17 protein-coding genes and 5 pseudogenes are annotated in these 23,097 nt (G+C 64.4%); 9 read left to right on the top strand and 13 right to left on the bottom strand.

Annotated features, from left to right (window positions below; translation table 11 throughout):
- Nucleotides 1-325 precede the first annotated feature (325 nt).
- The 3 genes from GKZ92_RS19630 to GKZ92_RS19620 all read right to left on the bottom strand — a co-directional run bounded on the left by GKZ92_RS19630 (nucleotide 326) and on the right by GKZ92_RS19620 (nucleotide 4,742).
- Nucleotides 326-1,876, bottom strand: a complete 1,551-nt coding sequence (locus GKZ92_RS19630) for a flavin-containing monooxygenase (RefSeq protein ID WP_042378920.1) — start codon at nucleotides 1,874-1,876, stop codon at nucleotides 326-328.
- Nucleotides 1,877-2,155: 279 nt separating this feature from the next.
- Nucleotides 2,156-3,670, bottom strand: coding sequence for a 4Fe-4S binding protein (locus tag GKZ92_RS19625; protein ID WP_042378911.1), 1,515 nt, complete (start codon nucleotides 3,668-3,670; stop codon nucleotides 2,156-2,158).
- A gap of 31 nt (nucleotides 3,671-3,701) precedes the next feature.
- A complete protein-coding gene (locus GKZ92_RS19620; RefSeq protein ID WP_006359127.1) occupies nucleotides 3,702-4,742 on the bottom strand; it encodes an AurF N-oxygenase family protein in 1,041 nt (346 codons plus the stop codon).
- Nucleotides 4,743-5,148: 406 nt separating this feature from the next.
- On the opposite strand from GKZ92_RS19620, the gene GKZ92_RS19615 reads away from it, so the two are divergent.
- The 3 genes and pseudogenes from GKZ92_RS19615 (at nucleotide 5,149) to GKZ92_RS19605 (ending at nucleotide 8,775) form a co-directional block, all read left to right on the top strand.
- Nucleotides 5,149-5,643, top strand: coding sequence for a MarR family winged helix-turn-helix transcriptional regulator (locus GKZ92_RS19615; protein WP_230461842.1), 495 nt, complete (start codon nucleotides 5,149-5,151; stop codon nucleotides 5,641-5,643).
- Nucleotides 5,644-7,273: pseudogene (locus GKZ92_RS19610) on the top strand (MDR family MFS transporter).
- A 202-nt stretch (nucleotides 7,274-7,475) separates the two neighbouring features.
- Nucleotides 7,476-8,775, top strand: a pseudogene (locus GKZ92_RS19605) (IS3 family transposase).
- Here GKZ92_RS19605 and GKZ92_RS19600 read toward each other — a convergent pair.
- Nucleotides 8,715-9,485: an IS3 family transposase gene (locus GKZ92_RS19600; protein ID WP_230461841.1), complete on the bottom strand. Its 771-nt coding sequence runs from the start codon at nucleotides 9,483-9,485 to the stop codon at nucleotides 8,715-8,717. The pseudogene GKZ92_RS19605 and the gene GKZ92_RS19600 overlap by 61 nt on opposite strands.
- A gap of 29 nt (nucleotides 9,486-9,514) precedes the next feature.
- The gene (locus GKZ92_RS19595) at nucleotides 9,515-9,796 is read right to left on the bottom strand and encodes a transposase (RefSeq protein ID WP_004023647.1); all 282 of its coding nucleotides are present in this window, start codon (nucleotides 9,794-9,796) and stop codon (nucleotides 9,515-9,517) included.
- A gap of 141 nt (nucleotides 9,797-9,937) precedes the next feature.
- Between GKZ92_RS19595 and GKZ92_RS23870 the strand changes: the two are divergent.
- The 3 genes and pseudogenes from GKZ92_RS23870 to istB form a co-directional block, all read left to right on the top strand.
- Nucleotides 9,938-10,519, top strand: a pseudogene (locus GKZ92_RS23870) (transposase); the annotation flags it as partial.
- Nucleotides 10,493-11,827 (top strand): annotated as a pseudogene (gene istA / locus GKZ92_RS19590) (IS21 family transposase); the annotation flags it as partial. The pseudogenes GKZ92_RS23870 and istA, both read left to right, overlap by 27 nt.
- The gene (istB, locus tag GKZ92_RS19585) at nucleotides 11,824-12,609 is read left to right on the top strand and encodes an IS21-like element helper ATPase IstB (protein WP_006361228.1); all 786 of its coding nucleotides are present in this window, start codon (nucleotides 11,824-11,826) and stop codon (nucleotides 12,607-12,609) included. The pseudogene istA and the gene istB, both read left to right, overlap by 4 nt.
- Before the next feature lie 284 nt (nucleotides 12,610-12,893).
- On the opposite strand, the gene GKZ92_RS19580 is transcribed toward istB, so the two are convergent.
- The 3 genes and pseudogenes from GKZ92_RS19580 to GKZ92_RS19570 all read right to left on the bottom strand — a co-directional run.
- On the bottom strand, nucleotides 12,894-13,259 hold the full coding sequence (locus tag GKZ92_RS19580) for an XRE family transcriptional regulator (RefSeq protein ID WP_006359780.1): 366 nt from the start codon (nucleotides 13,257-13,259) through the stop codon (nucleotides 12,894-12,896).
- Nucleotides 13,259-13,660: a hypothetical protein gene (locus GKZ92_RS19575; RefSeq protein WP_006359781.1), complete on the bottom strand. Its 402-nt coding sequence runs from the start codon at nucleotides 13,658-13,660 to the stop codon at nucleotides 13,259-13,261. The genes GKZ92_RS19580 and GKZ92_RS19575 overlap by 1 nt, the downstream gene beginning before the upstream one ends.
- A 190-nt stretch (nucleotides 13,661-13,850) precedes the next feature.
- Nucleotides 13,851-14,303, bottom strand: a pseudogene (locus GKZ92_RS19570) (HNH endonuclease); the annotation flags it as partial.
- Between the two features lie 262 nt (nucleotides 14,304-14,565).
- Here GKZ92_RS19570 and GKZ92_RS19565 point away from each other — a divergent pair.
- Nucleotides 14,566-15,639, top strand: coding sequence for an ADP-ribosylglycohydrolase family protein (locus GKZ92_RS19565; protein ID WP_006359783.1), 1,074 nt, complete (start codon nucleotides 14,566-14,568; stop codon nucleotides 15,637-15,639).
- 54 nt (nucleotides 15,640-15,693) lie between these two features.
- Here GKZ92_RS19565 and GKZ92_RS19560 read toward each other — a convergent pair whose 3' ends face one another.
- Nucleotides 15,694-16,401 carry a type 1 glutamine amidotransferase gene (locus GKZ92_RS19560; RefSeq protein WP_006359784.1) on the bottom strand — a complete coding sequence of 236 codons (708 nt, stop codon included), beginning with the start codon at nucleotides 16,399-16,401 and terminating at the stop codon, nucleotides 15,694-15,696.
- Nucleotides 16,402-16,459: 58 nt separating this feature from the next.
- On the opposite strand from GKZ92_RS19560, the gene GKZ92_RS23810 reads away from it, so the two are divergent.
- Together GKZ92_RS23810 and GKZ92_RS23805 are read left to right on the top strand one after the other, a co-directional pair.
- A complete protein-coding gene (locus tag GKZ92_RS23810; RefSeq protein ID WP_006359785.1) occupies nucleotides 16,460-16,819 on the top strand; it encodes a hypothetical protein in 360 nt (119 codons plus the stop codon).
- 608 nt (nucleotides 16,820-17,427) lie between these two features.
- On the top strand, nucleotides 17,428-17,664 hold the full coding sequence (locus GKZ92_RS23805) for a hypothetical protein (protein ID WP_230461840.1): 237 nt from the start codon (nucleotides 17,428-17,430) through the stop codon (nucleotides 17,662-17,664).
- Here the strand turns inward: GKZ92_RS23805 and GKZ92_RS19545 are convergent.
- From GKZ92_RS19545 to GKZ92_RS19530, 4 genes are all read right to left on the bottom strand, one after another.
- Entirely contained in the window at nucleotides 17,661-18,392 is a 732-nt protein-coding gene (locus GKZ92_RS19545; RefSeq protein ID WP_040004259.1) for a mycothiol-dependent nitroreductase Rv2466c family protein, read from the bottom strand. The two genes, GKZ92_RS23805 and GKZ92_RS19545, sit on opposite strands and share 4 nt — an antisense overlap.
- Nucleotides 18,393-18,467: 75 nt before the next feature.
- On the bottom strand, nucleotides 18,468-20,708 hold the full coding sequence (locus GKZ92_RS19540; RefSeq protein WP_006359787.1) for an NADP-dependent isocitrate dehydrogenase: 2,241 nt from the start codon (nucleotides 20,706-20,708) through the stop codon (nucleotides 18,468-18,470).
- Between the two features lie 220 nt (nucleotides 20,709-20,928).
- Nucleotides 20,929-22,596 (bottom strand): SulP family inorganic anion transporter, encoded by a 1,668-nt coding sequence (locus tag GKZ92_RS19535; protein WP_006359788.1) that lies wholly within the window; start codon nucleotides 22,594-22,596, stop codon nucleotides 20,929-20,931.
- The gene (locus GKZ92_RS19530; RefSeq protein WP_005198129.1) at nucleotides 22,593-22,958 is read right to left on the bottom strand and encodes an ArsR/SmtB family transcription factor; all 366 of its coding nucleotides are present in this window, start codon (nucleotides 22,956-22,958) and stop codon (nucleotides 22,593-22,595) included. Before GKZ92_RS19530 ends, GKZ92_RS19535 begins: the two co-directional genes overlap by 4 nt.
- Nucleotides 22,959-23,097: the final 139 nt, after the last annotated feature.

The raw sequence follows: 23,097 nt of genomic DNA, 5'->3' as shown, positions 1-23,097 counted from the left end.
ATCGCTTGAGGACGATCTCAGGGAGCCGCATACCGCTATCCGCGCTCGGTCGCGCCGGCGATCACCGATAAGCAGCACCACCGGTGCGATCTTGCAGTTACCGCCTCACCACACCCCGGCCCCACCCAAACAAGTGGTGGTTGCGGAGCAGCGATTGAGCGCCTGAGGATGAGTGCAGTGCAATGACGAAGCCGACGATCATCGCCAGTGCACCGATCCGCGTCGAACCCGACGGCGACCCGTCGTGAAGACGTCGTCGAAGTCCATGGGCGCAGGTTACGCACTTCCTTTAGGCTCGGGCGGGGGTTGCCTTGCGGTGTCGTCCTCAGGCGCGAATGGCGGTGCCGCTCGGGCTCGGTGTGGCCGGGCGGTCCCCGGCTCGGGCGAACCGCAGGACGTCGTCGGCGACGTCGCCGCGGAGCAGTCGACGGTCGGTGTAGTAGCTCATGGACATGACCCACGGGGCCTTCAGTCCTTGCTTTGGGAACGTGTCCAGCGATCGCTGAACGTAACCGGCAGCGAAGTCGAGCAGCGGACGGGTCTGCATCGACGGATCGGCGACCGCCCACACACTGTCGTATCCGTGAGAGTCCATGTAAGCCAGCAACTTACAGAAGTATTTACAGAGCAGGCCGATCTTTAGCGTCCAGGACGCATTCGTGTAGCCGACGGCGAGTGCGAAATTAGGTACGCCGGACAGCATCATGCCCCGATACACAACTGAGTCGGTCAACGATACGACGCGACCGTCGACGCTGAGTTCGACACCGCCGATGAGCTTCATGTTGAGGCCAGTCGCGGTGACTATGATATCTGCTTCTAGTTCTTCTCCGCTCGCGAGCAGAACACCGGTCTCGGTGAACCTGTCAATGCGGTCGGTGACGATCGACGCCTTGCCGGATCGAATGGTGCGGAACAGGTCGGAGTCGGGCACCACGCACAGCCGCTGATCCCACGGGTTGTAGGGCGGATTGAAATGAGTATCCACGGGATACCCCTTGGGAAGCTGGAACTGATTGATCTTACGGATCGCCCGGCGGGCCAGGCTAGGGAAGCGTACGGATAGATCGAAGGCCAGCCGCTGCTGGGCGACGTTCTTCTCGCGCGTGAGTGCATATCCACGCTTGTCGCCCAACACCTTCCGGAGGAAGTTCGCGATGACGTCCTCGCGTGGTAGCGGGACGATGTAGGTGGGCGTTCGCTGCAGCATCGTCACATGAGCGGCGCGCTCGGCCATCGCCGGCAACAGCGTCACCGCCGTTGCGCCGCTACCGATCACGACGACACGTTTGTCTGTGTAGTCCAGATCCTCCGGCCAGTGCTGTGGATGGACGATCTGTCCCTGAAAGCGTTCGCGCCCGGCGAAGTCCGGAGTGAAGCCCTCGTCGTAGTCGTAGTATCCGGAGCCGCAGAAGATCCAGCGCGCACTGATATGGATCCGTTCGCCGCTGTCGGCACGGTCGATGGACACCAGCCATCGCGCGTCGTCGGAGGCCCAGGACGCCGATACCACCCGGTGCTCGTACCGGATGTGATCGGACAGACCGTTCTCGTCAATCGTCTCGTGCAGATAGTCAAGGATCCGAGGGGCGTCCGCGATGGCCTGCTTGTCGGTCCACGGCTTGAACTCGTAGCCGAAGGTCTGCAAATCGGAATCCGACCGAACCCCCGGATATCGGAAGAGGTCCCACGTCCCGCCGGGAGCGCTCCGGGCTTCGACGACGGTAAACGTCTTCGCTGGGTGTTCGGTCCGCAGATACCGCGCAGCTCCGATGCCCGATATGCCGGCACCGATGATGAGGACGTCGACGCGGTCGGTGGTCGTTAAGGTCACGTGGGCTCCTTTGGTTGCTGATGCTGACACAGTGTCCAGCATGCACCGTGTCTAGCCACTGGTTTCACCGGGTTGGATGCACCACGTCGGCTGATCGGCGAGGTCGCGGCGGTGTTCTTTCCTCCGGAACGGGTCCGGGTCAGTGCCCAGGTTTACTTCTCGTGTTCGTGGTACGGGGCGGCACCGAGATCAAGAACGGGCCAGCGTTGTCGGGTCCAGCGTTGTCGGGTACGGACCTGAGTCGGTCCGGGATGATCTGCCACCGCACCAAATTCTCAAGGCCAAATCCTCAAGAAAGCGCCGTCCAGAGAATGCGGACCACTAGTGCAGACGTCGGCCGGATTCGAGGTCGGCGAGCAATGACGAGACGGTCTCGGCGGAGTCGGTCTTGTTGGTGCCGATGAATCCCGACGGTCCGCGTTTGATCCAGCCGGTCACGTACATTCCCGTCACCGGATCCGCTCCTGACAGCACACGGCCTTCGGCATTCGGGATGACCCCGCGTGCATCGTCGAAGGGCAGGCCCGGCACCGCGATCCCGCGATAACCGACCGAGGTCAGGATGAGTCCGGCATCGAGCACCGACGTCTCGCCCGTGGTTTCGATCCCGGCCGCGACGCCCGCATCGTCGATCACCGGACGGTTGCGGCCGATCCTCAATCCACAAGCCCGGCCATCCTGCCCGGCAATGACTTCCAGCGGCGAACTGAAGAACGCCAACCGGATTCGACGGCCCTTCGGCGCGGGACGGGCAGCGCATTCGGCGAGGAGATCGAGCTTGGCCCGCAGCGTCATGTCGAGGTCGTGCGCCGCAGGTGATGCCTTGTCGAGATCAGCCGGATCGACGGTGACGGCAACGCCGGAATCCACCAAGCCGATCATCTCGGGCAGGGTGAACGCCGCATGTAGGGGGCCGCGCCGACCCATCACGACGATCTCGCGTACGTTTGACCGCCGCAGTTCGGCCAACGCGGCCTGAGAGATCGAGGTCTCGGCGAGCGATTCGGGATCCGCCACGAGGATCCGCGCGACATCGAGGGCGACGTTGCCGTTGCCAACGACCACAGCACGTTCGGTGGAGAGATCGACGTCGAGGTCGGTAAAATCAGGATGGCCGTTGTACCAACCGACGAACGATGTGGCGCTCGAGACGCCGACGTGGTCGATGCCGGGCAGCGTGAGTGGCTTGTCGGTGGGTGCGCCGCCCGCCCAGATCACTCCCTGGTGACGCGAGCGCAGCTCGGCGAGGGTGATGTCACGCCCCACCTCGGTGTGCAGCAGGATCTCCAGGCGCGGGTTGCGGGCGATGTCGTCGAACAGTCGCATCACCTTCCGGGTGTTCAGGTGATCGGGGGCGACACCGAATCGCACCAACCCGAACGGCCGGTCGAGGCGCTCGTACATGGTGACCGAAATCTGCGGCTGACGTAGCAGTTCGTCGGCGGCGTACATCGCCGACGGCCCGGATCCGACGATGCCGATCGACACACGCTCGTCGACGGCGAGCTGATGGGGATGGCCGATGGGTGCGAGCGGCAACCGACGCGACGGGTCCACCGGAAAGCGAGCGGTCCAGTCGGCGGGGTGTTGATACTGAGCGGCGTTAACCTTGGCAAATCTTTCCTGCCCGACTGGCAGACGGTGGCTTGGAAAAATCGCACCGACGGGGCATGCGCTCACGCAAGCACCACAATCGACGCAGGTCGCGGGATCGATGTATAGCATTTCGGCGATGCCGAAATCCGGTTCTTCGGGCGTTGGATGGATGCAGTTGACGGGGCACGCGTATACGCATGACGCGTCCCCACAACACGCCTGGGTGATGACGTGGGACATGGTCTCGGTGAATACCCGCGCTCCGTGCCGCTCAGGCCGAGGTGTAGATGGGTTCGCTGCGGAAACGCGAAGGGCGACCGCTGATTCCGAGTGCACGCCACAACATGCGCGCCACCGGATTCATCAAGCCACTCTGCTCGCCGAGCATGCGGACGTCACCGAAGGTGTTTCTCAGGAACCGCTTCGATTCGGGGGACCGCCAGAAGCTGTCCTTCATGACCTCGCCGGGGATGTCGAATCGCTTGGCGAAGCTGCGCGGCGGAACGATGATGGCGTTGCACAGGACGCGCATTATGATGGGCAACATCAACGACATCATGAACCGCTGGAACCGGCCGCGCTGTGGGACCTGTTCGCGGATCAGGTGATGCGCGAAGGATATGTGGCGTGCCTCTTCGGCGACATGGAGCTGCATCACCGCCGCCATCGTTGGATGAAGGTTGGCGCGCGTGCGCAGAAAATCCTTCTGGATGTGATCGATCGGTTCTTCGCCGCCGAGCACCCCCAAGAAGAAGAGAGTAGGAAATACCGTCGACAGCAGCGGGACAAATGGCGAGATGAGGCGGAAGCCCACCTTCGCTCCCGGCACATCCATCCCAGTGCGATTGACGAACTCCTGGAACATCAGAGTGTGGTTGCACTCTTCCTTGCATTCATGCGTCGTATACCGGAATTCACGTGCCCCGTTGGGGAGCTTAAAGCTGTATTGCATGAGCCCGCGGATGAGAATTGATTCGAACTGCAGTCCGACCTTGGCAACGTTGGCCTGCCGCCACATGCCGATCTCGATCTGCTTCTCCTGCGGAAGCTGCTGATACCACGGATGTCGGCCGATTGGGTCGACCTCAGGTGAAAGGATCCACCGCGGGTCATTGTCGATGATCGCCATGTCCGGCGCGTCCCAGTCGATGTCGATGTAGGGATCGAAGTTGCGGTGGACAGACGCCGCGGACAAGTCGTCGAGAACCTGGACGTAATCGTGATCGGTACCGGTCTTGTCGTGCTCGGGCACGTACCGTGCCGGGGCGGGCTTGCGGGTGTCCGGAGAGGTTGGTGTCAATGCACTTGTCATCGTCGCTCCTTCGGGTGGCGCCGGATCGGACCACAGCGATACTTCCCTTTCCAGATTATTTCGACGACCCACTATTTGTCAACATTCGATGTCACGTTTGGGGCCGTGTGATGCCTGGTCGGCGCAGCCGCTGACGGGGGTGCCGCCGAGGTATCCGGTACGGAGCCCGTTGTGTCAGTGATGTACCTCGATGCGCTGGTGTCAAGGTCGAAGATGGTGCGCATGTACGAATAAGCACGCACACGATATTGGCCCCGACAGGGGCTGGTGGCATGTGCTGGGATCTGGATCCAGCCGTGACCAATCGAGTACAGGCAATGCTCGTTTTGGCCGGAAGTGGTGCGGGCCACACTAGTTGATTTCAGCATGCAACTTATGTAAGTTGTGTAACGCAATCATCTATTGAGTGGAGAAGGTGGTCATGGCGGTCTCAGCGCGAACAGCGATCGAGCTGATTGACGAGCTGTATCTGATGGGGCGTGCGTTCCGCGGGGCGGTGGCGGACGAGAGTCCGATCCTGCCAGGTGGTCTCGGTGTGCTCATGGCACTGGAGGCACGAGGACAGTGTCGCCAGAACGAGTTGGCATCGGATCTGTGCATCAGCCAGTCGGCGCTGAGTCGGCACGTGACCGAGTTGGTCGCCGAGGGATACGTCGCCCGCCGTCCAGATCCCGGTGACGGGCGGGCCACGCAGTTGCTGACGACGAGTGCAGGTCGCGAGCTCCTCGATCGAACGAGGGCTGCGCGTGCCGAGTCGTTACAGAACGCACTCGACGACTGGGACCAAGCAGACGCGCATGCGGCCAGCAGCGCCTTTCGCAAACTCAGAGCTTCATTGACCAGATACGCGCACCGGGCCGATCGGCCGGTACAATCTAAAATCACAGTAAAAGGGGTCTAGATGTCAAGTTCAACCGAGGCGGTGGCGAAGCCAGATCCATACGCGATTCGCACCGGGAAATCCTCGAGGCGATGGCCGGGTTGCTCGCAGCGTTGTTCACCGCTCTGCTGAGCACAACGATCGTCGCGACCGCCCTGCCGACGATCATCGCCGATCTGAAGGGGTCGCAGACGGCTTACGCCTGGGTCATCACCACCGCCTTGCTCGCCAACGCGGCGTCCACGCCGATCTGGGGCAAGCTGGCCGACATCTTCAGCAAGAAGATGCTTGTCCAAAGCTCGATCATCATCATCTTCGTGGTCGGCTCGATCATCGCCGGCGTGGCTCACAATGTGCCGATTCTCCTCGCGGCGCGCGTTGTCCAGGGCATCGGCATGGGCGGGCTCACCGCGCTGGTCGTGGCGATCATCGGCAGCATCGTGTCTCCCCGTGAGCGTGGCCGGTACTCCGGGTACATGGGCGCCACGATGGCGGTGGCTTTGTCCGGCGGACCAATTCTGGGCGGCGTCATCGTCGACAGCCCACTGGGCTGGCGCTGGTGTTTTTTCGTCTGCGTACCACTGGCAGTGATCGCGTTCTTCCTCCTCCAGAAGACCATCCGCATCAAGACCGAGCGCGCCGAGAACATCTCCATCGACTGGCTGGGAGCCACTCTGCTCACCGCAGGCGTCTCCGTGCTGTTGATCTGGGTCTCGTTCGCGGGCAAAGCCGGATACTACGACTGGGTCTCTCAGGAGTCCGCGATGTACGTCGGTGGCGGACTGCTCCTGCTGGCAGGCACCGTGCTGGTGGAATCGCGAGTCACAGCGCCGATCATCCCGCTCAAGATCGTGACCGAACGCACCACCGACTCGCCATCATCGCGTCCATCGCAGTGGGACTGGGGGTGTTCGGTTCGACGACGTTCCTGGGACAGTACTTCCAGACCGCGCGCGGTTTCTCGCCGACGATCGCCGGAGTTCTCTCGATTCCGCTTGTCATCGGAATGCTGATCGCGTCGGTGGGATCGGGGCAACTGATCACCCGATTCGGGAGGTGGAAGGTGTTCATGGTGACCGGTTCGTCCCTCCTCATCGCCGGCTTCGCACTGCTGGGGACGATCGACCACGCGACCAGTCTGTGGTGGGTGAGTATCTTCATCCTGATCGTCGGGCTCGGCACGGGCATGTTGATGCAGAACCTCGTGCTGGTGGTTCAAAACACGGTCAGCGTCCAGAACATCGGCGCGGCGTCGAGCAACGTCGCGTTCTTCCGGACCTTCGGCGGCGCAATCGGCGTCTCGGTCCTCGGGTCGGTCCTGGCCACTCGCGTGACGGATCTCTCATCGGGCGGCCTTGCTCGGCTCGGGATCACAGGTGGCTCCGCCGGCGGCAACCTCGACATCGACTCACTGCCGGACCCGGTGGAATCGATCATCCGAGTCGCTTACGGTGACGCAACAGGGCGGATCTTCCTGATCGCAGCTGCGGCAGCGGTGGTGGCGCTGATTGCCGTGTCGCTCCTGCCCAACCGGCCGCTGCGTCGGACGATCGACCTCGACTCGACACCTGACGGGACCCAATCCGAACCGTTCGGCGACTCCGAGTCAGCCGATCGAGACGACAACGATCGCGCAACCGACAAGGTCTGACCGGACGTCAACAACCGGGCATCCGTGCACACGCTGTTTCACGGGTGCCCGGTTGTCTCGTTTGAGGAGTTCCCTATTCCTAAGCTAAGTGGGTCCACTGCCATAAAATGGTAGGGATGGGGCTGGGGGTCGGAGGTTCGGAGGACCATTGAATCACCCCAGCTTTGATGCCGCTTCCTTCTGAGTCAGGAAGGATGAGCATATGCCTAAGAAAATCGATCCGGAGGTCCGTTCGAGGGCCTTACGGTTGCTGGAGGCGCACGGCGGGGAGTACACGTCGTTGACTGCCGCGGCAGAGGCGATCGCCAAGCAGGTCGGCGTCGGCGGGGAGACGGTACGTCGGTGGGCCGTACAAGCCCAGGTCGATGCCGGCGCCCGCGCGGGGACCACCTCGAAGGAGTCCGCCGAAATCAAGCGACTCAAGGCGGAGAACAAGCAGTTACGCGAAGACGTCGCCATTTTGAAAGCGGCGACAACTTTCTTCGCGGGGGAACTCGACCCCCGCAACCGATGATCGTGGCGTTCATAGACCAGATGCGCGCCAACGGTTTTGCGGTCGAGTCGATCTGCCGGGTCTTGCGGGAGCAGGGCTGCACGATTGCCGCACGAACCTACCGGGCATGGCGAACCCGGGCACCTGCCGCACGGACCGTCTCTGATGCCCACGTCGTCGATGCGGTGCGCAATGTCGTCTGGCGCACCGATGACGACGGCCGGCGGAAGATGACTCCGGAGGGCCTCTACGGGCGGGTGAAGATGCGCGCCCATCTGCACCGGACAACCCTGCCTGGGGTGTCCTATGGCGCCGTTGATCGAGCGATGAAAGTGTTAGGCCACAACGGGATTCGAAGGTCCAAGGGAGTCCGCACGACCGTCAGATCCGCTGATGGTGTACGCGCGGAGGACCTGCTGAACCGACAGTTCAGTGCCGCCGAACCCAACCGGGTCTGGGTGACCGATTTCACCTACTGCCGGACATGGGCTGGGTGGGTGTACGTGGTGTTCATCATCGACGTGTTCTCGCGCCGAATCGTGGCGTGGCACGCATCGACATCGAAGACAGTGGAGCTGGTGACGGTCCCGCTTCGGATGGCACTGTGGCAGCGGAATCGGGAAGGGCATCCGTGAAAGCTGCTGAGCTGATTCATCATTCGGATGCCGGTAGTCAGTACACATCGGTTACACTGACTGAGCGTCTGCGCCTGGAAGACATCGCCGCGTCGATCGGAACGGTCGGGGACGCCTACGATAACGCGCTGGCCGAGTCGGTGAACGGCTTGTACAAGACAGAGTGCATCCGGACCACGATCTTCCACTCCGGTCCGTACAAGACCGTCTCCGACGTCGAGTTCGCGACCGCCGGTTGGGTCGACTGGTACAACAACAGCAGGTTGCACTCGAGCATCGGCCAGATTCCCCCGACCGAGTTCGAAACGCTCCACTACTCTGGCCTCGGCCCCGAGGACCAGCCCAAATTGGAGGCGGCACAGAACCTAGGGTGATTCACCACCCGGGCTTCGAGCAGGGTGGGCCAGCAGTTGCGGTTCAGGCACTCGTCGCGCAACCGGTTGTTGAACGACTCGATGAACCCGTTGTTCCACGGCGTGCCGGGCGGAATGTAGGAGATGCCTACCGACCCTGCACAGAACGTCTGGAGGGCTTCTGAGATGAACTCAGGGCCATTGTCCATGCGTAGCCCCATGGGTGGGCCACCCCAGATCGCGAATGTCTTCTCCAGTTCCTCGATCAACCGGTCGGCGGTGATCGAGCGATCCACGATGTTGAGCAACGACATCCGGGTGTGTTCATCGACCATTGATGCGATCTTGACCTTCTTGCCATCCACGGTCGAGTCGAATTGAAAGTCCAATGCCCACACCACTTTCGGTGCATCCGCTGCCACGATCGGCACCGAGGATTGCCCGGCCCGTTTACGCCGCGGCGCCCGCCGGACTTGCAGGCCCTCCTCCTTCCACAGCCGGTGCACCTTCTTCTTGTTCACCTCGATGCCGTCGTCGAACCGCAGGTGTGCCCACGCCCGCCGGAACCCGTGCCTAGGGTGCTTGCGGGCGTAGGTGCGTAGCTGTGCACGCAGGCCAGCGTCCGGGTCGGCCGGAGTTTGCGCCAACGGCACACGGCGGTAGGCAGACCGAGAGAGCCCAACAACCCTGCACGCCATACGTTCTGACACGCTCTTCACGTCTTTGAGCATGTCGATCGCGGCGCGTTTGGCGGTTGGGCTCAGAATTTTCCCTTGGCGATCTCCCGCAGCGCGTCTTTCTCCAACTCGGCGTCGGCGAGCAGCCGCTTGAGCCGGCCGTTCTGCTCGCGCAGCTCCTTGAGCTCTTTGGCAGCATCAGCGTCCATGCCGCCGTACTGGCGGCGCCAGTTGTACAAGGTGGCCGCCGATACCTCGAGGTCGGCGGCGATCTCCTCGCCGTTCTTGCCCTCCGCCGCCAGTTCATCGGCTCGGCGCAACTTGCGCACGATGTCCTCGGCCGAGTGACGCTTCCGTCCCGCCATGATCCTCATCGTCCCTTCTCCGCCCTCAACGGGGCAATCAGGACTCTAGAACCACCCGGACCGGTTCACGGGGGACACGCCACTGACGAACGTGCGCAAGTGTGTGACGTTCTTAGCGACGAGCAGTTCACCGATTTGTCGATGTGCCAAACATATTGGCGTGCTTTTGATTCCGATATGATCCCGTGCTCGCAGAGCACGTTCTACCGGATTGCCAAGGCCGAACGGATGGTGGGAGATCGGCGTCGTGGCCGGCACAGTGGCAGCCCGTCGCGTCGAACACCGCGGGTCGCGGCAACCCGGCCAGGACAGCTGTGGTCGTGGGACGTCACCGAACTCAAAGGCCCGCAACGGCAACGATTCAAGCTGTATCTGGCGATCGATGTGTTTTCGCGATCTCCCGTCGCCTGGCGCATCGAGTACGTCGAGACCATAGCGTCAGCGGTGGACATGTTCGCCGCCGCGTTCACCACCTATGGACCGCCGCAGGTGTTGCATGCCGACAACGGTGCGATCATGCGCTCACGAGATCTGCTTGATGTGTTGGAGGCGGTCCACACCCAGGCCTCGTTCTCGCGGCCCCGGGTCAGCGATGACAACCCGTTCTCCGAATCCCTGTTCAAGACGATCAAATATGACCTGTTCTGCCCCGACCGGTTCGACAGCATCGACGACGCCCGACAGTGGACCGCGGAGTTCATGCACCGTTACGCCACTGAGCACCGCCACAGCGGGGGCCGGATCACCGCCAAACGTCTGCTACCAGTAGCGCGAGCGGCGGGCTATGCAGGCTCGGCCCGCAACTTCCGTCGTCTCGTCGCCCAGGAGAAAACACAGTGGCGCCGTGATCACCATCGTGGGCGTCGCCCGGCAGTGTGGGCTCCGGGTGACTACCTGGTCATCGATTGGGCCGTGATCGGCGGCCTGCACATGTTCTGCGCGGTGTTGGCGTTCTCACGCTGGCGGTTCGTTCGGTTCGCCACCAATGAAACATCCACCACCACACTCGGATTCATCGCTGAAGCCTTTGAGGAGATCGGTGGAGTACCCAACAAGGTACTCGCTGATCGGATGGGCTGCCTCAAAGGTGGAGTCGTCGCCAACGTCGTCGTACCCACCCCCTCGTATGTGCGGTTTGCCACCCACTACGGGTTCGCCCCGGATTTCTGTCACGGCGCCGATCCGGAATCGAAAGGGATCGTGGAGAACCTCTGCGGGTACGCGCAGTCAGATCTGGCGCAACCGTTGTGGACCGAAGCCAAGATCGCCGCTGGTCGTGACGACGTGCAGCTGGATGTGCACGCAGCGAACCGGGCCGCGCGGGACTGGTGTGTCGAGGTCAACACCCGCCGCCACAGCGACACACTGTGCGTGCCTGCTGAGCAACTCGATGTGGAACGAGAAGTGCTGTCGACGTTGCCATCTCTGCGGGCCCAAGTCGGCCCACCGCCGGTCACCCGAAAGGTCGATCGCCTCTCATGTATCCGGTACGCCTCGGCCCGCTACTCGGTACCCAACCGGCTCATCGGCACCACCGTGACCCTCATCCAGGACGGTGAACGGCTCCTGATCGCCGAACCCGCCTCAGGCGAGGTGATCGCCGAACATCTGCTGGCCGCACCCGGAGAGGTCGTCCTCAACGATGACCACTACGGCGGGCCACGCACACCGCCCAGTCGTGCACCACGACCCAAAACCGCAGCAGAGAAGCAGTTCTGCGCTCTCGGTGAGGTTGCTGAGCAGTTCCTGGTCGGTGCCGCCGCGATCGGTAACACCCGCCTAAGCGGTGAACTCGACGACATCCTCGGGCTCGTCACCTCCCACGGCCACGAACAGGTGCTCACCGCCCTGACCAGGGCGGTGGCATTCCGACGGTTCAAGGCCGCCGATGTGCGTTCGATCCTCGATGCCGGAGCCGGCACCCCCAACCCGCGACCGGCCGGCACAGCACTGCTCGGGCACCTGCCTACCGCGCCCACCCGCTCGCTGGATGCCTACAAGCTCGGCGCCGGCGACAAGGAGGTGTCATGACCACCACAACATCGACATCAGTTGCACCAACAGTGCCGCCACTACCGGCCGACCTCGACCAAGCGCTACGCCGATTGAAGCTCGCCTCGATCCGCCGCACCGCACCCGAGGTACTGCTCACCGCGAAAACCCAGCGATGGACACCCGAAGAAGTGCTGCGGACCCTGGTCGAAGCCGAGATCGCCGCTCGTGATGCCTCCAACATCCGCAACCGACTCAAAGCTGCCGGGTTCCCGGTCACCAAAACCCTGGAATCGTTCGACGTGGCCGCATCCTCCATCCCGGCCAACACCTTCGAATACCTATCCTCACTGGAATGGGTTCGAGCCCAACACAATCTGGCCTTGATCGGCCCAGCCGGGACTGGCAAGAGTCACACCCTGATCGGGCTGGGGATCGCCGCAGTACACGCCGGACACAAAGTGCGGTACTTCACCGCCGCCGACCTCGTGGAGACCCTGTATCGCGGACTGGCCGACAACACCGTCGGCAAAACCATCGACACCCTGCTACGCCAAGATCTGCTCATCCTCGACGAGATCGGATTCGCACCACTCGACGACACCGGCACCCAACTACTGTTCCGGCTCGTCGCCGGCGCCTACGAACGCCGCTCTCTCGCGATCGCCAGCCACTGGCCCTTCGAACAATGGGGACGATTCCTGCCCGAACACACCACCGCCGCCAGCATCCTCGACCGGCTCCTACACCACGCCACCATCGTCATCACCGACGGCGACTCCTACCGCATGACACACCGAACGGAGGTACCACCCACCTAGAACATCCCGCACAGGGTGGGGACTTTTACCTGGCCACCAGCGGGGACATCAAACTGGCCGTTGACAACTCCTCGTGAGCAAACCTCGCCAGAGCAACAGCCACCTCAATGTCCGAGCGGTCCGGGAGCGTGCCACTCGCGATTCTCCGTACAAGCAGGTGGTCCATCACCCGCTTCTGGCGGACGGTGCCTTTCCACGGGTCACGGCCGGGCACCGTGCGGTCGGTCCAGAAATCGACCGACCTCATCAGCTACCGGCCGCCGATCCCGGCCTGTTCACGGCCCTCATGCCCCGTCGACCAGCTGTGCAGGCAGCGCGACCTCGACGGTGCGGTCACCGAGACGGGCGGTGATGGTGACGTCGGTGGCGCCGGCGGCGGCCAGGTAGTTGGCCAGCGTCGACAGCAACAGGTCCTCACGTGCCTCCAACCCCGACACCGCAGCCTGCTTGATACCCATCCGCTGGGCCAGCTCGGTCTGGGTCAGCTGCGCAGCCTGCCTGATCGCCGCCAACCCCATCGCATGCGCCCGGTCGGCCTGGGCCATCTCCGCGCGGATCGTCTCGACCCGCGCCGCGGTATCGGGATCGGCCAACAGCTCCGCGATCCGCTCATTGCCGCGCCGGAACGTGGCCCGCTTCTCCTCACTCATCAGCCCTCACCTCTCTCAGTCTCGGTTTGCCGTTTCCACGCCTCGATCGCGACATCCGCGCGCGGTCCGACGCTGTCGTAGAACACATCACCCATGCGCGCCTTGTCCCCGGAAAACAGGGCCACCACCACATGCGCGTCGTCGGGAAACCACACGATCAGCCGCACCGCCACACCCTCGCGATACGGGTGCGACACCCGCCACACCACATACCGCTTCGACTGCCGCACCCGCTTGAGCGTCGCCGATTCCACCACCGGCGGCTCCTCGAGGTCAGCGAGCACCTGCAACTCCGCCAGCAGCAGATCCAGCCGCAGCCGATCCACGGCATTGCCCGCCGCAGCCGACTCCTCCAGCCGGGTCAGGAAGTCGTCGAACTCGCTCGACCAGTCGATCAACACACGCTAGATATTACTCCAAAGCAATATCGCTCACAAGCGATACGGCCAGGCCTCTGGCCTACACAAGTCACGATGCCCCCGGCTCCATTCCCCACCCTGGCTACCAACCTGTCTCACGACAAGGCTGGCAGCCAGCGTGCAAAGGTGAGCGGGAACGGAACTGGTGCGCGGGGAATCGCTTACACACCGTGGACTGAGTGACGTTGGCGTGGATGTCGACGCGACTGTCATCAGTCAGGTGGTGGGACAGGGTGTCGAGGGATCGGTCGTCGCAGGCGGGGAGGCCATCCTGATCGTCGGCGATGGTGTTTCCGATCGTCTGCGCATGTTTCTGTATTTCACGCCTCGACCTTGCCCAGCGTGCCGAGGCGGTCGGCGATGCGGGCGGCGCGGGTGGCGACTGCGGGCGGGAATCCCATCTCGATCAACAGTTTCTTGGTGGTCGACCCGGCTTTTCCGCAACGCCCAGCGAGTCGAGAGTCGCTGCGTGGGTGGCGATCTGGTGGCCGGCGACGTTGCGGATCAGTCGCCAGAACTCCAACTGTGCGTACGTCGTGCGGCCGGTGGGGTCGTCGGAGGGCGCGGTGATCTCGACGAGTTGGTCGAAGTGTGCGTCGAGTGACGTGGTGTCGGTGTCGATCATGACGGCAGCCGTCCCTCTCATGGAGGTAATGCGGTTGGTTGGGACCGTCGTCGACTACTGCTGTGTCATCGAATTCCTGTGTCTTCAGTTGTACCCCGGGGGTCTGACAAACCTGCGGACCGGCTCCGCCAACCGATCTGATCGGCAAAGGGATCCCACTACGGGAAACGAGACGTAGGCCTCAATCGAACCACCGGCCTGCGAACATCGTCGACCCGTGTGAACATGGTTGGAATTACTCGGGAAAGCGCAGGTGACGCCGATGAAAGAACGGTTTGTCGGTTGCATCGTGGGGGGTGCGGTCGGCGACGCACTCGGGGGATCGGTCGAATTCATGTCGCGCTCGGCGATCATGGAGCGGTTCGGCCAGACGGGCATCACTTCCTACGCGCCGGCATACGGCGGAACCGGAACCATCACCGACGACACCCAGATGACCCTTTTCACGGCCGAGGGACTGCTGCGCGCGTGGCTACGGGATTGCGACGGCGGGATCTCGTGCTTTGCGGCGTCGACGGCCCGCGCCTACCTGCGCTGGTTCATGACACAGGGGGAGCACCCCCGGCACGGCGTGCTGCCGATGGGCGAGCGCGCCAGCTGGCTGACCGAGCACCGGGAGCTCCACAGCCAGCGCGCCCCCGGCACGACCTGCCTGAGTACGCTGCGTTCCACGACGCGGCCGGGCACTCCGGCAGACAATGACAGCAAGGGCTGCGGCGGGGTCATGCGTGCCGCGCCGGTCGGGTTGTTCGCCGCTCGCGCGGAGTGGTCAGCGATGGGAACCTTCGATCTCGGAACCGCGATCGCCGCGCTGACCCACGGGCACCCGTCGGGCTCGCTGACCGGCGGCGTCCTCGCCCTGATGGTCCGTGAGCTCGCCGAAGGTGCCCCTCTCGAGGACGCGCTCGCCGCGGCAAAGAACATCCTCCGGACCAAACCCGAGCACGAGGAGACCCTGGCCGCCGTCGAACTCGCCGAGCGGCTCGCCGGTGAAGACGTCGCGCCGGAGGAAGCGATCTCCCGACTCGGCGAGGGTTGGGTGGCCGAGGAAGCGCTCGCGATCTCGATCTATTGCGCGCTCGTCGCAGGCGATTTCGAGCAGGCCATCGTGCTCGCGGTGAACCACGACGGTGATTCGGACTCGACCGGGGCGATCACCGGCAACCTGCTCGGCGCGCGCGAAGGGGCCGGCGTCATCCCGGAACGCTGGCTCGAGCAGCTTGAACTACGCGACGTCATCACCGAGGTGGCGACCGACCTGTACGAGTTCACCGACTGGGAGCTCGACGCCCCGGGCGTCGCCGACAAGTACGTGGGACTTCAGCCGACGGGCTGATTCGAGAGTCTGAGGCCGCCGCCTTCGTGGCTCGTCGCTAACGCTCCTCGCACCTCAGGCAGCAGTGATGCTGATCCCGGCGTGCTCGAGGAATCGTTCGACGAGTCGGTCGCAGCGGGCTGCGGTCTCGGGTGCGGCAGAATCGATCTCAACGGCGAGGGCCCGGGTGTCGATCTTCCCATCGTCGCTGCCCGACCGGGCGCTTGTGAATCCCTTGCGCCACCCGGAGAAGCAGTCCGGTGTGATCTCCGGGTGGAACTGCACGCCCAGATGTGGGCCGGAGACGTAGGCCTGCACCCCCGCGTCGTTGACCGCGATCACCTCGGCGACATCGGACACGGTGATGGTGTCGTGGTGGAATTCCATCCACGGGCCCGCTTCGACCAGATCGGGACGGGTGGTGCTGACGGTGACGAATCCGTGCTCGGGACGCGTGCTCGGCGCCACCGAACCGCCGAGAGTTCGCGCGAGGATCTGGGCGCCGAAGCAGATACCGAAGATCGGGATCTGTCGGCCGACCGTGTGGGAGAGGTACCGCAGTTCGGGTTCGACCCACGGCAGTGCGGCGTCGAAGGCCGAATCCGGGGAGCCGGTCACGCATACCAGGTCGAATCCGGTTGACGGGGGCGGGGGCCCGTCCTCGACGTCGTGGATGACGACGTCGAATCCGCGGTCGACGAAGGCGGGCAGCAACGAACCGAGCACCGTTTCGCGCCACTCCGGCCGCACACCGTGAACCAGTGCGAGAACCCTGCCGCCCACTTGAACTCCTTCCGAACATCTGTGTCCGGTCAGGTTAGTCGTTCGCGCGGCCGAGAAGATGCTCGGGGCGGCCGCCGCAGCGGTCCTGTTCGCCACCTACTTCTTTGCACTCATCGTGATCCTGCTGATCTCGGCTCGCGGTCCGCTGATCCGGCACACGCGCAAGGTCCTGCCCATCGCGTTCATCACGGCGATCGTCGGCGACCTCGTGGAGGTCGTCGGCGCCTGGTACCCGCTGGTGCTGTTCCCCGGCCGGTTGATGACGGGCGCGTCGGTGGCGCTGAGCACCGGTGCGGCGGCGGCGATGATGGTCGCCGACCGAGGTGAGAAGGGCCGTGCGTTCATGGCGACCGGCTCGCTCATCGGTGCCGGTACCGGTCTCATCGCGGGGATCCTCATCGCCGTGTATCTGCCCTGACAGTTGGTGACGGTCTACGCCATCCACGCGGTCGCGATGACGATCTGTCCCGAGTTCCTGTTCGCCGGATTGCGGGCGGCACCGGACCTCCTTGCGCCGGACCATGACCCGGTTCCAGCTATCGTCGAGCCAGGGTTCGCGGACGTACCGTCGGCACGCACCGGTGATCTCGACGTGGTGGTCGAGGAGTCCCGATCCCGCGACCCCGGTGCGTACCTCGTGGGGGCGCTCGGTGTCCGTCGTCTTCGCGCTCGCAGTGGTGTGGAAAGGTGCGACGGGGACCGCAGATCCGCGTCGCCTGCTGATCGATCTCGAGATAGCCTTCGCCGGCGCGGCCATCTGGATTCTGGTGTCCGCGGCGGAATGGACGTGGGTCACGCCGATCGTGCTGACCGTCATGACGGTGGTGCTACTCGACGCCGCACGCATCGCGGCGCGCCCCGCCGACGACGCGGCACCAGGCTGGCTGCGGGTCCTTGGCCGCGTCCTGGTCGGCATCTACGTCGCGTGGGCCACCGCGGCGGTGTTCCAGAACTGGGCGGCCGCGATCGGCACCGACCTCGCCGATTCGCAGTCCCTCGGCTGGCAGCTCATCATTCTCATCGTGTGTGCAGTCTTCGGACTCACTGTCACCGCCGCGGTCGGGTCCGTCCTGGTCGCCTACCCGGCTCACGCTGATCTGGGCGTTCCTCGGCATCCTGGCCACGGCGCAGGGCGAGACGACCGGCATCGTGGGCGTTGCCATCGCAACGATCGTCGCGCTGGTGGTCACCACGGGTGTCGTGTTCGTGTCGCGGCGTCGAGGTGCTGGTGCCGTCTCGACTCCAAAGCCGGTACGGCACTAGTCTTCGCGGGTCCGCCGACTGCCGGCGTGCCAGTCCTCCTGCTCGGGCGTCTCGTCGGCGGTCACGCCGAAGGCGCGCAGTTGCGGCTTCTCCCGCAGGCTCCGCTTGAGTTCGGCGAATCCGGGGAAGCTCGCCAGCCCGATCACGTGGTCCCACAACGTGACTGCGTCCTCGTCGCTCGGCAGGCGGCTGATGACCGGGCCGAAGAAGGCGACGCCGCTCGGCGGCTGGAAGTGGATGATCGGTGTGCCGACGTCACGGCCGGTCAGTGCGAGCGCCTCCTCGGTCTCGGCTCGGATCTCCGCGTCGAAGTCGGTGTTCTCGAGTGCGTCGACGTGATGGGTGGGCAACCCGAGCCCCTCCAGTACCGGGGTGAGGAAGCCGGCGGTGCCGCGGTGGTCGGTGTTGTCGACGGTGTACGTGCCGGTGTGTTCCTCGAAGAACAGCGTGCCGAGGGCCGTGTAGAACGGATCGATGGCGGTGCGGCCGTGCTCGCGACGGATGCTCGCGGCGACGCGGAGCAGCCGGAGACCGGCGGTGTGCCCGGCCTCGTACTCGGGTGGAAAATGCGCGGCGTAGTCGATGTGTGCGTTCAGCAGACGCAGCGAGATGAACCGCCAGTCGACGCTGTAGTCACGTTGCGCCTGGACCTTGCGAACCCATTTGCTCGTCATCCACGCGAACGGGCACACGGGATCGAAATAGAAGTTGATGTCGGCATCGGCCATGGTGTCGACGGTAGTGCCGAAAAACGCCCCGGGTGAACGGATCACCCGGGGCGTTCTCGATCGGTGCGGCGAGAACTAGAGGTCGAGCGAAGCGAGTGCCTCGTTGAAGGTCTTGCTCGGACGCATGACGGCAGCGGTCTTGTCCCAGTCCGGGTAGTAGTAGCCGCCGATGTCGACCTGCTGACCCTGCACGGAGTTCAGCTCCTCGACGATCTTCTCCTCGTTCGCGGCGAGGGTCTCGGCCAGCGGCGCGAACTGCTTGGCCAGCTCGGTGTCCTCGGTCTGGCCGGCCAGCTCCTGGGCCCAGTACAGAGCGAGGTAGAACTGGCTGCCGCGGTTGTCGAGCTCACCGGTCTTGCGCGACGGGCCCTTGTCGTTCTCGAGCAGCTTGCCGGTTGCGGCGTCGAGCGCCTTGGCCAGGATCACCGCACGCTGGTCGTCGAACTTCTTGCCCATGTCCTCGAGGCTGACCGCGAGGGCGAGGAACTCACCCAGCGAATCCCAGCGGAGGTGGTTTTCCTCGATGAGCTGCTTGACGTGCTTCGGTGCCGAACCGCCCGCACCGGTCTCGTAGAGACCGCCGCCGGCCATCAGCGGCACGATCGACAGCATCTTCGCGCTGGTGCCGAGCTCCAGGATCGGGAAGAGGTCGGTGAGGTAATCGCGGAGGATGTTGCCGGTGGCCGAGATGGTGTCCAGGCCGCGGACGACGCGCTCGAGGGTGTACCGCATGGCGCGGACCTGCGACATGATCTGGATGTCCAGGCCCTCGGTGTCGTGCTCGGGAAGGTACTTGTGCACCTTCTTGATCAGCTCGTTCTCGTGCGGGCGGTACGGGTCGAGCCAGAACAGGACCGGCATGCCCGAGTCGCGGCAGCGGTTGACGGCCAACTTGATCCAGTCCTGGATCGGGGCGTCCTTCACGATGCAGAGACGCCAGATGTCACCCTCTTCGACGGTCTGGGTCAGCAGGACCTCACCGGTCTCGATGTCGGTGATGTTGGCGGTGCCGCCGACCGGGACCTCGAAGGTCTTGTCGTGCGAGCCGTACTCCTCGGCCTTCTGCGCCATCAGGCCGACGTTGGGAACGGTGCCCATCGTCGTGGGATCGAACTGCCCGTTGGTCTTACAGAAGTTGATCATCTCCTGGTAGATGCGGGAGAAGGTCGACTCCGGGTTGACCGCCTTGGTGTCCTTGAGGCGGCCGTCGGCGCCGTACATCTTGCCGCCGGCGCGGATCATCGCGGGCATCGACGCGTCGACGATGACGTCGCTGGGGGAGTGGAAGTTCGAGATGCCGCGGGCCGAGTCGACCATCGCCAGCTCGGGACGGTGCTCGTGGCACTTGTGCAGGTCGTCGATGATCTCCTCGCGCTGGGCGCTCGGGAGCGACTCGATCTTGCTGTAGAGATCCGACAGGCCGTTGTTGACGTTGACGCCGAGCTCGTCGAACAGTTCGCCGTGCTTCTCGAAGGCGTCGCGGTAGAAGACCTTCACCGCGTGGCCGAAGACGATGGGGTGCGAGACGCGCATCATCGTCGCCTTGACGTGGAGCGAGAACATGACGCCGGTCTTGTAGGCGTCCTCGATCTGCTCTTCGTAGAACTTGATGAGCGCCTTCTTGCTCATGAACATGCTGTCGATGACGTCGCCGTCGGTGATGTCGACCTCGGGCTTGAGAACCAGGGTCTCGCTGCCGTCGTCCGGGATGAGTTCCATCTTGACCTTGCGGTCGCCCTCGACGGTCATCGACTTCTCGCCGTGGTAGAAATCGCCCTCGCGCATGTGCGCGACGTGGGTACGCGACGCCATCGACCACTCGCCCATGCTGTGCGGGTGCTTGCGCGCGTACTCCTTCACGGCCTTCGGCGCGCGGCGATCGGAATTGCCCTCACGCAGAACCGGGTTGACCGCGCTGCCCAGGCACTTGGTGTACCGGTCGCGGATCGCCTGCTCTTCCTCGTTCTTCGGGTTGCCGGGGAATTCGGGAAGGTCGTAGCCCTTTTCCCGGAGTTCCTTGATCGCGGCGAGGAGCTGCGGCACCGAGGCACTGATGTTGGGGAGCTTGATGATGTTGGTGTCGGGATCCTGGGTGAGCTTGCCCAGTTCGCCGAGGTTGTCGGTGACTTTCTGATCTTCGGGGAGGAGATCGGAGAACTCGGCGAGGATGCGCGCTGCGACCGAGATGTCGCTGGTCTCGACTTCGATGCCGGCCGCTCCGGCGAACGTGCGCACCACCGGTAAAAACGCGTGGGTGGCGAGCATGGGGGCTTCGTCGGTCAACGTGTAGATGATGGTCGGCTTCTGGGTGCTCATGCCTGATGTTCTCGATTCTGTCTGTATTAACCGGTGTCGCCGGCGACCTTGTGAGTCAGGCTTCACCGATACCACGCTTGCGGTGTGCTTGTGTGACAACTACTCCCCGATTCTGCCCCCTGTGATCAGCCTCGCGTTCAGGGGCCTCGGGTCTTGTGGTTTGATGCCGCCGGAGACGGGTCGTCCCGGTGCTCTTGAAACCAGCGTCGATGCAGGTAGTTCACATCCTCTCGCGTTCGACGTGACTTCGCGCGTGGGCGATGGCCTCGTCGAGGGTGTCGACGAGATGGTTGTCGTGGCGCAGGGAGTCGACGACGCCGACACCTTCGAGCAGCGCGAGGTGCTCGGGTTGCACCCCCTTGATGATCACGGTGACGCCGCGCTTCTCGAGATCGGCCACGATCTCGGCGAGCGAGCGGGCGCCGGTGGCGTCGAGCATGCCGAGGTGCGACATCCGGATGATGACGACCGACACCGACTCGTTGCGGTCGGCGCCCGCGGAGATGGTGGTCGAGATCTTCTCGGCAGCGCCGAAGAACATCGCGCCGTCGAGCCGGAGCAGGGCGATGCGCTCGTCGCCGGGTTGCGCGGGACCCGGCAGCGGCTCGCGGGTCACGCTCGCCCGCTGGGCGACCTGGCGCAGCGCGAAGAACGCCGCTACGACGATGCCGATCTCGACGGCCTCGATGAGGTCGAGCGTCACGGTGATGATCGCGGTGACGACGAAGATCAGGGCGTCCGAGCGGGTCGACCGCAGGATCGCGCGGACGGTCCCGACGGATACCATGCGGAACGACGTCACCATGAGCACGCCGGCGAGCGCGGCGAGCGGGATCTCCGACACCGGGCCGGTGGCCAGGTAGACGACGCCCAGGAGCAACAGCGAGTGCACGATCGCGGCGACGCGGGTGCGGGCGCCGGACCGGACGTTGACCGCCGTGCGGGCGATCGCGCCCGTCGCGGGCATGCCGCCGAAGAGACCCGACGCGATCGACGCCAGGCCCTGCCCGGACAGCTCGCGGTCGGGTTCGTACGGGCCGGTGGGCGACATGGTCGCCGCGACCCGAGCCGAGAGCAACGACTCGATGGCCGCGAGCGCGGCGATCGCCACCGCCGCGCTGAACATCGCCCGCAGTGCCTCGGAGTCGACGTGCGGGATGGAGGGCGCGGGCAGCGACGACGGCAGTTGCCCGATCGTCGCCACGTCGAAGACATCGGTGAAGTAGACGATCAGGGTGACCGCGATGACCGCGGTGAGAGATTCGGGAATGGAAGCATGGACACGCGGCAGCACCACCATGATCACCGCGACCATCGCGACGACGGTCAGCGTGGACCAGGCCTGCGACCAGTCGGCGTGGACGACGACGTCGATCGCGGCGTTCAGGGTCCGCATGCCCGCCGGGGCTGCCGTGTTGAACGCGGCCGGCACCTGTTGCAGGAAGATGATTGCCGCGATGCCGAGGGTGAAGCCCTCGATGACCGGCCACGGGATGAATGTCACGGCGCGTCCGAGTCCGAGTACGCCTGCGATCAGCACCAGCAAGCCCGCGAGGACGGTGACCATGGCGATGCTGCTCAGGCCGTGTTCGGCGACGATCGGCGCCAGGATCACCGCCATCGCGCCGGTGGGCCCGGACACCTGGACGTGCGAGCCGCCGAAGACCGCGGCGACGAGACCGGCGACGACCGCGGTGATCAGGCCCGCGGCGGCGCCGACGCCGGAGCTGATGCCGAAGGCGAGCGCCAGGGGGAGGGCGACGATGCCCACGGTCACGCCGGCGAGGATGTCGGTCTTCCAGCTCCGGGGGAGGTCGGCGTAATCGCTGCGTCGGGGGGCGAAGCCCTTGATCCGGGCGAGCGTGCCGGTGACGGCGTCGGTACTCACCGGCGGGTCACCGGTGGAAGTGACGAGATGGCGTCGAGGTGCTCACGCTGAGCGTCGAGGGTGTCTATCAGGAACGTGCGCGCGATGACCAGGAGATCGGAGATCTTCGGGTGGGCGAGTTCGTAGAAGACGGCGTTGCCGACGCGGTTGGCGGTGACCACCCGGTGCCGCTTGAGGACGCCCAGATGCTGCGACAGCAGCGTCGGCTCGAGGTCGGTGGCGGCGAGGAGTTCACTGACCGGCGTCGGATCACCGTTGGCGCTGAGCACCTCGAGGACCCGGATGCGAGCGGGGTGCGCGAGGGCCTTGAACAAGTTGGCCTTGATCTCGTACAGCGGCTTGTCGGGGCCGGGATCGGTCACGGGTCACTCCAACGGCGGTCGGTAGGCAGGCAGTGCCAGTTGATGACTTGACGGATTGAGAAATTCATCAATCCATACTATAGCTCGTCCCTGAACACGGAAGCACCCCGCGGCCCTGGTCCGCGGGGTGCCCCCGATC

The organism is Gordonia sp. 135 (genome assembly GCF_009720185.1).
GTDB lineage: Bacteria > Actinomycetota > Actinomycetes > Mycobacteriales > Mycobacteriaceae > Gordonia > Gordonia alkanivorans.
Note: the sequence above shows the minus strand (reverse complement) of the source record. Positions and strands in the feature narration are given on the sequence as shown.

Excerpts from the sequence above, each read along its gene's own strand:
- GKZ92_RS19630 (WP_042378920.1), bottom strand. The coding sequence starts at position 1,876 with ATGCTGGACACTGTGTCAGCATCAGCAACCAAAGGAGCCCACGTGACC.
- GKZ92_RS19625 (WP_042378911.1), bottom strand. The coding sequence starts at position 3,670 with ATGTCCCACGTCATCACCCAGGCGTGTTGTGGGGACGCGTCATGCGTA.
- GKZ92_RS19620 (WP_006359127.1), bottom strand. The coding sequence starts at position 4,742 with ATGACAAGTGCATTGACACCAACCTCTCCGGACACCCGCAAGCCCGCC.
- GKZ92_RS19600 (WP_230461841.1), bottom strand. The coding sequence starts at position 9,485 with ATGCTCAAAGACGTGAAGAGCGTGTCAGAACGTATGGCGTGCAGGGTT.
- GKZ92_RS19595 (WP_004023647.1), bottom strand. The coding sequence starts at position 9,796 with ATGGCGGGACGGAAGCGTCACTCGGCCGAGGACATCGTGCGCAAGTTG.
- istB (WP_006361228.1), top strand. The coding sequence starts at position 11,824 with ATGACCACCACAACATCGACATCAGTTGCACCAACAGTGCCGCCACTA.
- GKZ92_RS19580 (WP_006359780.1), bottom strand. The coding sequence starts at position 13,259 with ATGAGTGAGGAGAAGCGGGCCACGTTCCGGCGCGGCAATGAGCGGATC.
- GKZ92_RS19565 (WP_006359783.1), top strand. The coding sequence starts at position 14,566 with ATGAAAGAACGGTTTGTCGGTTGCATCGTGGGGGGTGCGGTCGGCGAC.
- GKZ92_RS23810 (WP_006359785.1), top strand. The coding sequence starts at position 16,460 with ATGCTCGGGGCGGCCGCCGCAGCGGTCCTGTTCGCCACCTACTTCTTT.
- GKZ92_RS19545 (WP_040004259.1), bottom strand. The coding sequence starts at position 18,392 with ATGGCCGATGCCGACATCAACTTCTATTTCGATCCCGTGTGCCCGTTC.
- GKZ92_RS19540 (WP_006359787.1), bottom strand. The coding sequence starts at position 20,708 with ATGAGCACCCAGAAGCCGACCATCATCTACACGTTGACCGACGAAGCC.